At 73.8% G+C, this 11011-nt stretch carries 1 protein-coding gene; it reads right to left on the bottom strand.

Going from position 1 to position 11011, the window contains the following annotated elements:
* Positions 1-11007, bottom strand: coding sequence for an amino acid adenylation domain-containing protein (locus ABGB17_RS06600; protein WP_347626910.1), 11007 nt, complete (start codon positions 11005-11007; stop codon positions 1-3).
* Positions 11008-11011: the final 4 nt, after the last annotated feature.

The raw sequence follows: 11011 nt of genomic DNA, 5'->3' as shown, positions 1-11011 counted from the left end.
TCAATCCTTCTCTTGGGAGAGTCTGTCCTGCAGCGCGTCGAGCTGGTCCTGTCCGAGGGAGACGAGCGGGAAGTCCGCGGGGATGTGCCCGTCCCCCGCGGGTCCTGGGTGGTGCGCGGCCAGGCCGGTGAGCATCGCCACCCACGCGGCGACCATGTCGCGCAGGGACCTGTCGTCGAACAGGCCCGCCGGGGCGGCGAGGGTCACGGTCAGTTCGGGGCCGCCGGGCAGGTCACGCACCTGGCCCCCGGCCTCCAGTGCGTGCGCGGCGGGTGTGGCGCCGCCGGCGGTGCCGCCGAGGACGGCGTCCTCCGCGGGTCGCCAGTCGCCGTGCCGTTCAGGTGTCATGCCGGTCTCCCCGTCGTCGGTGTGAGCCCCGTCGCCCGGTCCGGCGGCGAACCGGCCGAGGTAGTTGAAGCCGATCTGCGGGACCGGGAGCGCGGCCATGGCCGCGGCGGTGTCCGGGTTGAGGTACCGCAGCATTCCGAAGCCGAGGCCGTCGCCCGGCACCCGGCGCAGTTGCTCGGCGACCCGCCTGAGCAGGTCGCCCGCGGCCGGCCCCCCGGACCGGACGCGCGTGTGGTCGGCGGTGCCCGGGTCGAGCCGCACCGGGTGGGAGGCGGCGAACCAGCCGGCCGTCCGGGTGAGGTCCATGTCCTCGGTGAGCGGCACCCGGCCGTGGCTCTCGACGTCCACCAGCAGGCCGCCCGCGAGGTTGCCGCCGAAGCGGCGCCGCCACTCGCCGACCGCGGCGACCAGCCCGGCGAGCAGGACGGCGTCCACGCCGGTCTGGAATTCCGCCGGGAGCCGGGTCAGCAGTTCGGCGGTCACCTCCGCGGGAACGGTGTGCTCGGCCCGGCGCACGCCGCCCGCCACGGTGTCCACCGCCGGGTCGAGCGGGCGCCGGCCGAGGGTGCGGTTGGGGCCGCCGAGCAGGCGGCCCCACTCGGGGGCCTCCGCGGCCCGGCCGGCGGCCTGGCGTTCCAGCTCGGTGGCGAAGCGGCGGAACGACGTGCCGCGCGGCAGGTCCGGCTCCCGGCCGAGCGCGACGGCCGAGCAGGCCGCGGCGAGGTCGGGCACCAGGACCCGCCAGGAGACGCCGTCCACCACCAGGTGGTGCGCCACCAGCAGCAGCCGCCCCGGCTTCCCCGGCCCGGCGTCGAACCAGACGGCCTGGAGCATCGTCCCGGAAACGGGGTCGAGCCGGTCCACCGCCGCCCGCGCTTCGCCCGGGTCGAACGGCCCGGCCCGGCGCGTGACGAGATCCGCCGCCCGCGGCCCCTCCTCCGGCGGCGGGATCACCAGGCAGGCGGCACGCCCCGCGCCATCACCCCCCGCACCCACGCCACCACGCGCGTCCCGACCTTCGGCCCCGCCTACCTCTTGGGCCTCGCTGACATCGGTGACGCCCTCCAGGCGTGCGCGCAGGACGTCGTGGTGGCGCAGCAGGGCGTCCAGGGCCGCCACGAGGGTGGGTTCGTCCAGGCCGGCGGGGGTCTGGACGAGCATCGACTGGGAGAACGGGCCGGTCAGCGCGGCGGGGCCCGCACGTTCCGCCAGTTCGCGCATGACCGGGGTGAGGGGCACGCGGCCGGTGGCGGTGTCCTCCTCACCGGGGGTGCCGTCCTCGGCGGTGACGGTCCCGGCGACGCGGGCGAGGCCGGCGGGGGACTTGTGCTCGAACATCTGCCGGGCGGTGACGACCACCCCGGCGCGGCGGGCCCGGGCGACGACCAGCATCGACATGATGGAGTCGCCGCCGAGCGCGAAGAACGAGTCGTCCGCGCCGACCTGGTCCAGCCCGAGCACCTCCTGGAACAGGCCGCAGAACAGCGCTTCGAGCGGGGTCTCGGGGTCGCGTCCGGTGACGCGGTCGTCGAACTCGGGGGCGGGCAGCGCGGCCCGGTCCAGCTTGCCGTTGACCGTCACGGGCAGCGCGGGCAGCGCCATCACGGCGGTCGGCACCATGTAGTCGGGGAGGACGGCGGCCACGTGGTCGCGGAGCGTGTCGCCGTCCACGCCGGGCCCGCCGTCCCCGGCGGGCACGACGTAGGCGACGAGGCGTTTGACGCCCGGCTGGTCCTCGCGGGCGATCACCGCGACCTGGCCGACGCTGCCGTGGGCGGCCAGCACCGCCTCGACCTCACCGGGCTCGATGCGGAACCCGCGGATCTTCACCTGGTCGTCGGCGCGGCCGGCGAACTCCAGCCACCCCTCCGGCGACCAGCGCGCGAGGTCGCCGGTGCGGTACATGCGCCCGCCGTACGGGCAGGCGACGAACCGCTCGGCGGTGCGGCCGGCCTGGCGGGCGTAGCCCCGGGCGAGGCCGGACCCCGCGATGTACAGCTCGCCGATCACGCCGGGCGCCACGGGGCGCAGGAACCCGTCCAGCACGTAGGCGCGGCTGTTGTCCATCGGGTAACCGATCGGCACGTTCGGCGGCACGGCGTCGCCGCGCTGGAAGGCGAGCTGCGTGGTGAACGCCGTGGTCTCGGTGGGGCCGTACGTCGTGCGCACCGTGAGACCCGGGTGGGCGTCGAGCAGGGCGCCGATCGCGGCGGCCGACACCACGTCACCGCCGGTGGAGATCTCGCGCACCCCGGCGAAGATCTGCGGGGACTCCTCGGCCAGCACCCGGAACAGCCCGGCGGTGGCGTGCACGTTGGTGACGGCGTGCTCGGCGATGAGCCGGCCGCGCTCGGCGGTGTCGATCTCACCGGCCGGCATGAGCACCACCCGGCCGCCCCGGGCCAGCGGCACCCACAGCTCGTAGGTCGAGGCGTCGAAGGCGTGGTTGGCCTGGAACAGCACCCGTTCGGCGACGTCGGCGCGCCAGGCCTCGTCCAGCACGAAGCTCACCACGTTGCGGTGGGTCACCTCGACGCCCTTCGGCCGGCCGGTGGAGCCGGATGTGTACATCACGTACGCCAGGCCGTCCGGCAGCGGCGCCTCGGGCTCGCCGCCGTCGGGCAGCTCGTCCGGGCGCAGCACCTCCACCGCGAGGCCGCCGCCCTCGCGGAAGCGCACGGCCATGCCGGCGTCGGCGAGGACCAGCGCCACGCCGGCCTCGGCGACCGACGCCCTGAGGCGGTCCACGGGGTGGCCGCCGTCCATGGGGACGTAGGCGGCGCCGGCCTTGGCCACGCCGAGCAGCACGGCGACCAGCTCGGGCGAGCGGTCCATGACGACGCCGACGCGGCTCTCGCGGGTGACGCCACGGGCGGCGAGGCCGCGGGCCACCCGGCAGGCCCGGGCGTCCAGCTCGGCGTACGTCCACGTGGTGCCCTCGGCGGTGACGGCCACGGCGTCCGGGGTGCGGCCGGCCTGGGCCTCGAACAGGCCGGGCAGGGTGGTGGCGGGCAGGGGCCGGGTGGTGTCGTTCCAGCCCTCGACGACCGCGAACTCCTCGTCGCGGTCGAGCACTTCGAGCGCGCTGAGCCGCACCCCCGGGTCGGCGGCCACCTGGCGGAGCACGCGCGTGAGCCGGTCGACCACGGACCGCGCGGTGGACTCGTCGAACAGGTCGGCCGCGTACTGCACGCCGCCGGTCAGGCCGATGGGGGTGCCCGCGGCGTCGCGGCGCTCGCTCACCGTGATCGACAGGTCGAAGCGGGCGGGCACCGCGGCGTCGGGCAGCGCACCGGACTCCTGGGTGCCGACGGTCAGGCCGGGCAGCTCCGCGGGGGCCGCCGTCTGGGGGAGGTTCTGCAGGACCAGCATCACCTGGAACAGGGGGTGCCTGGCCAGCGAGCGCTCCGGGCTGAGCTCGTCCACCAGGCGTTCGAACGGGAGGTCCTGGTGGGCGTGCGCCGCGAGGTCGGTCTCACGGACCCGGCTCAGCAGCTCGGCGAACGTGGGGTCACCGCTCGCGTCGGTACGCAGCACCAGGGTGTTGACGAAGAACCCAGCCAGGTCCTCAAGGGCACTGTCGCCGCGACCGGCCACCGCCGTCCCCACAGGGATGTCGGTGCCGGCACCGAGACGGGCCAGCACTATCACCAGCGCGGCCTGCACCACCATGAACATCGTGGCGCCGCCCTGGCGGGCCGCCTCCACGAGACCCGCGTGCACGTCCGGGCCGGCCTCCAGCGGGACCGTGCCGCCGCGGAACGACGCCGTCGCCGGACGCTGACGGTCGGCGGGGAGGGTCAGCTCCTCCGGCAGGCCCGCCAGGGTGCTCCGCCAGTAGGCGAGCTGCTCGCTGATGAGACTCCCCGGGTCCTCCAGGTCGCCGAGCACCTCACGCTGCCAGAGCGCGTAGTCGGCGTACTGGACGGGCAGGGGCCGCCAGCGGGGGGCCGCGCCGCGGCAGCGGGCCTCGTAGGCGGCGCGCAGGTCGCGTTCCAGCACGCCCATGGACCAGCCGTCCACCGCGATGTGGTGCGCCACCAGCAGGAGTACGTACTCGGTGTCGGACAACACGAACAACTGGGTGCGCCACGGCAGGTCGCGGGCCAGGTCGAAGCCGCGTGCGGAGGCCTCGGCGAGCGCGGCGGGCAGCTCGGCGGGGGTCACGTCGCGCACGCACAGGTACGGGCGGCCGGCGCGGCCCTCCACGATGTGCTGGCGGGGGCTGCCGCCGGTGGACGGGTAGACGGTGCGCAGGGACTCGTGCCGGTCGGCCACGTCGCCGAGCGCGGCCTCCAGCGCCTCGGCGTCCAGCTCACCGGTCAGGGGCAGCGCCAGCGGCACGTTGTAGACGGCGGCGGAACCGGACTCCTCAAGCTGGTTGAGGAACCACATGCGCTGCTGGCCGAACGACAGCGGCACCACCTCGGGCCGGTGCCGCGCCGTCACCCCTGTGCGGGGGCCGCCGCCCTGGCCGCTCTCCACGAGCCGGGCCACCCCGGCGACGGTGGGGGCGCCGAACAGCTCCCGTACGCCGATCTCGGTCTCCAGCACCGAGCGGATCCGCACGATGAGACGCATGGCGAGCAGGGAGTCGCCGCCGAGGGCGAAGAACGACTCCTCGGCGCCGACCCGCTCCAGGCCGAGGACCTCGGCGAACAGGCCGCAGAGGATCTCTTCGAGCAGCGTGGCCGGGCCGCGGCTCGCCGCGTCGCCGAACTCGGGGGCGGGCAGCGCGGCCCGGTCGAGCTTGCCGTTGGCGGTGACCGGGAGCTCGTCCAGCGTCACGAACGCGGACGGGACCATGTAGTCGGGGAGCTTGCTCGCGGCGAGGTCGCGCAGGGTGGTGACGTCCGCACCGGCGGGCACCACGTAGGCGACGAGGCGCTTCACGTCCGGCTGTTCCTCGCGGACGACCACGGCGGCCTGGCGGACGGACCCGTGGGCGGCGATCACGGCCTCGATCTCGCCGAGCTCGATGCGGAAGCCGCGGATCTTGACCTGGTGGTCGACGCGGCCCATGTAGAGCAGCTCGCCGTCGCGGGACCAGCGGGCCAGGTCGCCCGTGCGGTACATCCTTCCCCCGAACGGGGAGGCGACGAAGCGCTCGGCGGTCAGGCCGGGGCGGCCGGCGTAGCCGCGGGCCAGTTGCACACCCGCCAGGTACAGCTCGCCGATCACGCCGGGAGGTACGGGCCGGAGGAAGTCGTCCAGCACGTAGACCTGGGTGTTCCACACCGGGCGGCCGATGGGGACGGCGCCGGAGGGGGACTCGCGGGAGCAGTCCCAGTACGTGACGTCCACGGCGGCCTCGGTGGGGCCGTACAGGTTGAACAGCTCGGCGTCGGAGCGCTGGTGGAACCCGGCGACCAGCTCGGCGGACAAGGCCTCGCCGCTGCAGATCACCCGGCGCAGACCGGGGCAGCGGCCCGGCGTGAGCTCCTGGAGGAACGGGCCGAGCATCGACGGCACAAAATGCATGGTCGTCACGCCGTACCGCTCGACGGCGTCCACCAGATACGCCGGGTCACGATGCCCGCCCGGACGGGCCATGACCAGGCCGGCACCGGCCAGGTGGGCCCAGAAGAACTCCCAGACCGAGACGTCGAAACCCGACGGCGTCTTCTGCAGCACCCGGTCGTCCGCCCCCAGGGGGAACCGGTCCTGCATCCACAACAACCGGTTCACGATCGCCCGGTGACTGATCACCGCACCCTTGGGACGACCGGTGGAGCCCGAGGTGTAGATGACGTACGCCGGGTGGTCGGGGGCCACGGCCCAGTCGAGCGGGGCGCCGGAGTGGGACATCACGCGGGCGGACGTCTCGGGGTCGTCCCACATCTCCTGGGTGCACACCACGGCGGGGGCGGCGTCCGCGAGGATGTAGTCGATGCGGTCGGCCGGGTACTCCGGGTCGACCGGGACATAACACGCCCCGGCCTTCAGCACGGCCCACAACACGACCATCAGGTCGGCCGAGCGGTCCATCAGCACCGCGACCCGGCTCTCCGGGCCTGCGCCGCGGCCGATCAGCCAGCGGGCGGTCCGGTTGGCACGCTCGTCCAGCTCGGCGTAGGTCAGGGACGTGCGCTCGTCCAGCACCGCGAGCGCGTCCGGGGTGCGCGCCACCTGAGCGTGGAACAACTCGGGCAAGGTGGTGGGAGCGACCGGCTCGGCGGTGTCGTTCCAGTCGCGCAGCACGGCGTCGCGCTCGCCCTGTTCCATAACGTCGAGGCCGGACAGCCGCAGGGCGGGGTCCGCGGCGACCTGCTCAAGCACGCGGCGCAGGCGGGCGGCCAGGGTGAGGGCGGTGGACTCGTCGAACAGGTCGGCCGCGTACAGCAGGCTGCCGCCGAGCCCCGCGGGGGCGCCCCGGTCGTCGCGGCGTTCGGTGAGGGTGACGGACAGGTCGAAGCGGGCGGCGGCGCTCTCGCCGGTGTCGACGGGGCGGACGTCCAGGCCCGGGAGGGCGATGGCGGTCTCGGGGAGGTTCTGCAGGACCAGCATCACCTGGAACAGGGGGTGCCTGGCCAGCGAGCGCTCCGGGCTGAGCTCGTCCACCAGGCGTTCGAACGGGAGGTCCTGGTGGGCGTAGGCGCCGAGGTCGGTCTCGCGGACCCGGCTCAGCAGCTCGGCGAACGTGGGGTCGCCGCTCACGTCGGTACGCAGCACCAGGGTGTTGACGAAGAACCCGGCCAGGTCCTCAAGCGCGCTGTCGCCGCGACCGGCCACCGCGGTCCCCACAGGGATGTCGGTGCCGGCGCCGAGACGGGCCAGCACCATGACCAGGGCGGCCTGGACGGCCATGAACATCGTGGCGCCGCCGGCCCTCGCCGCCTCCGCCAGGCCGGCGTGCGTCTCAGGGGCGATCTCCAAGGGGACCGTGCCGCCGCGGAACGACGCCGTCGCCGGACGCTGGCGATCGGCGGGGAGGGTCAGCTCCTCGGGGAGGTCGTCCAGGGTGGAACGCCAGTAGGTGAGCTGCTCGGTGATGAGGCTCTCCGGGTCGTCCAGCTCGCCGAGGGCCTCGCGCTGCCAGAGCGCGTAATCGGCGTACTGGACGGGCAGCGGACGCCAGTCCGGAACGGCGCCCTCGCGGCGGGCGGCGTACGCCGTGCGCAGATCCCGCACGAGGACGCCCATCGACCAGCCGTCCACGGCGACGTGGTGCGCCACCAGGGCGAGCACGTGCTCGGTGGCGGAGACGGTCAGCAGCTCGGCACGCCACGGGAGGTCGCGGGTCAGGTCGAATCGGGTGGCCGCCACGTCCGCCAGCGCGGCCGGGAGCTCGTCCGGGGTGACCCGGCGCCTGCCGAGGGGCGGGCATCCGGCCTTGCCGGACAGGATGTGCTGGTAGGGGACGCCGCCGTTGTCCGGGAAGAGGGTACGGAGGGTCTCGTGGCGGCCGGCCACGTCGCCGAGAGCGGCCTCAAGCGCGCTCGTGTCCGGCTCGCCGGTGAGGTGGAGAGCCAGGGGGACGTTGTAGGCGGCACCCGCGCCGGCCTCCTCCAGCCGGTTGAGGAACCACATGCGCTGCTGGCCGAAGGACAGCGGGAGCACCTCGGGGCGTTCCCTCACGTCGAGCGCGGGCCGCCGGGCCCTGCCCTCCGCGCCTTCCACGAGGCGCGCGAGCGCCGCGACCGTGGGGGCCGCGAAGACGTCACGGATGCCGGCGGTGGTGCCGAGCACGGACCCCACGCGGGCGACCAGGCGCATGGCGAGCAGGGAGTCGCCGCCGAGGGCGAAGAAGGACTCCTCGGGGCTCACCCGGTCCAGGCTCAGGACCTCGGCGAACAGGCCACAGAGGATCTCCTCCACTGGAGTGGCGGGGGCGCGGCCCTCTTGGGTGCCGAAGTCGGGGGCCGGGAGGGCGGCCCGGTCGAGCTTGCCGTTGGCGGTGACCGGCAGGTGGTCCAGCGTCACGAACGCGGACGGGACCATGTAGTCGGGAAGCTTGCTCGCGGCGAGGTCCCGAAGCTCGGCTGTGTCCACGCCACCCTCACGGGGGACGATGTAGGCGACGAGGCGTTTGACCCCGGGCTGGTCCTCACGCGCCAGGACCGCGACCGTGGCCACGTCGTCGTGGGCCGCCAGGACGGCCTCGATCTCGCCGAGTTCGATGCGGAAGCCGCGGATCTTGACCTGGTGGTCCACCCGGCCCCCGTACAGCAGCTCGCCGTCGTTCGACCAGCGGGCGAGGTCTCCGGTGCGGTACATCCGTCCCCCGAACGGGGAAGCGACGAAGCGTTCGGCCGTCAGACCCGGGCGGCCGGCGTAGCCGCGCGCCAACTGCACACCGGCCAGGTACAACTCGCCCATCACCCCGGGGGGTACCGGACGCAAGAAGTCGTCCAGGACATAGACCTGGGTGTTCCACACCGGGCGGCCGATGGGCACCGCACCGGAGGAGGTCATGCGGGAGCAGTCCCACCAGGTGACGTCCACCGCCGCCTCGGTCGGGCCGTACAGGTTGAACAACCCCGCACCCAACCGCCGCCCGAACTCCGCCACCAGCTCACCCGACAACGCCTCACCACTGCAAACCACCCGCCGCAGCCCACCACACCGGCCAGGCTCGACCTGCTGCAGGAACGGACCCAGCATCGACGGCACAAAATGCATGGTCGTCACGCCGTACCGCTCGACGGCGTCCACCAGATACGCCGGGTCACGATGCCCGCCCGGACGGGCCATGACCAGGCCGGCACCGGCCAGGTGGGCCCAGAAGAACTCCCAGACCGAGACGTCGAAACCCGACGGCGTCTTCTGCAGCACCCGGTCGTCCGCCCCCAGGGGGAACCGGTCCTGCATCCACAACAACCGGTTCACGATCGCCCGGTGACTGATCACCGCACCCTTGGGACGACCGGTCGAACCCGAGGTGTAGATGACATAGGCAGGGTGAGCGGGCAGAAGCACCGACTCCAGCGGGGTGGCGGGCTCGGCGGCCACAGCCGCGACCGTCGCCGGGGCCTCCCACAACTCCTGAGTACAGACCACCGCCGGAGCCGCATCCCCCAAGATGTACGCGATACGGTCCACCGGGTACTCAGGATCAACCGGCACATAACACGCCCCGGCCTTCAACACCCCCCACAGCACCACCATCAAGTCGGCCGAACGGTCCATCAGCACCGCCACCCGGCACTCCGGACCCGCCCCCAAACCCCGCAACCACCGCGCCACCCGATCCGACCGCGCATCCAGCTCCGCGTAGCTCAGCGACACACGCTCGTCGACGACGGCCACAGCATCGGGAGTACGCAGCACCTGCGCCCGGAACAGCTCCACCAGCGTCGTGGACGGCACCGGGTGCGCGGTGGCGTTCCACGAGGACAGCACCTTCTGGCGGCCCTCGGAGTCCAGCGGGTCGAAGGCGCCGAGGGGCCGGGACGGGTCCTCGGCCATCCAGGCCAGCAGGCGGACCAGCCGGTCCGCGAGGTCGTGCACGATCCGGGGGTCCAGCAGGTCGGGGCGGAACTCCAGGCGCAGTTCCATCGTGTCCAGCGGCGCGACGAGCAGGCTCAGCGGGTAGTGGCTGGTGTCGTCGCCTGAGCCGCCTTCGATGTTCAGGCCGGTGAGCTTCAGGGGGCCGCCGGGGTCGCGGGGGTAGTTCTGGTACACCATCAGCGTGTCGAAGGTGGCGCCGGGGCCGGCGACGCGCTGGATCTCGGCGAGGCCCAGGTGCTGGTGGGTGAGCAGGGCGGACTGCCAGTGCTGCAGCGCGGTGAGGGTCTCCGCGACGGTCCTGCGGGGGTCCAGGGGGACCCGCACGGGGACGGTGTTGATGAACAGGCCGACCATGCGTTCCACGTCGGGGACTTCGGCGGGGCGGCCGGCGACGACGGCGCCGAGTACGACGTCGGTGCGGCCGGTGAGCATGCCGACGGTCATGGCCCAGGCGCCCTGGACGACGGTGTTGAGGGTGAGGCCGTGGCGCCTGGCCATGTCGCGCAGGGCGCCGGTGAGGCGTTCGCCGGTGTGCGTGAGCACTCGTTCGTACTGGTCGCCGGGGCGGTCCACGGGGGCGACCAGCGTGGGTTCGGTCACGCCGGCCATGGCCTGCCGCCACGCGTCCCTGGCGGCGTCCTTGTCCTGGCGGGACAGCCAGAGCAGGTATTCGCGGTAGGACGTGACGGGCGGCAGCACGCGGGTGTCGCCGCCGGCGGCGTAGACCTCCGACAGTTCGGAGAACAGGATCGGCACGGACCAGCCGTCCATCACGAGGTGGTGCAGGGTGACGACGAGCCGGTAGCGGGACGGGCCGAGGCGCAGCAGGAGCAGGCGCAGCAGCGGCGGTACCGCCGGGTCGAAGCGGGCCTTCTCCGCGGTGGCCAGCCGTGCCGCGGCGGTGTCGCGTTCGGCGGCGGGCAGGCCGGACAGGTCCTCCTCGTGCCAGGGCAGGGAGACGCCCCGCACGATGAGCTGCACGGGGTCACCGGTGCCGCGCCGCTGGAAGGAGGCCCTCAGGCTGGCGTGCCGGTCCAGCAGGGCCTGCCAGGAGCGGCGCAGCACGGCGACGTCCAGGGCACCGCGCAGTTCCATCGCGCCCTGGAGTACGTAGACGTCGCCGACGTCCTCGGTGTCCTCGGTGTAGGCGGCGTGGAAGAGCAGGCCCTCCTGCAGGGGAGACAGCGGCCAAACGTCCTCGATCGTCATCTGG

The organism is Sphaerisporangium sp. B11E5 (assembly GCF_039871875.1).
In the GTDB taxonomy this organism is placed as follows: Bacteria; Actinomycetota; Actinomycetes; order Streptosporangiales; family Streptosporangiaceae; genus Sphaerisporangium.
Note: the sequence above shows the minus strand (reverse complement) of the source record. Positions and strands in the feature narration are given on the sequence as shown.

Coding starts and splice junctions, on each gene's coding strand:
- ABGB17_RS06600 (WP_347626910.1), bottom strand. CDS start 11,007: ATGACGATCGAGGACGTTTGGCCGCTGTCTCCCCTGCAGGAGGGCCTG.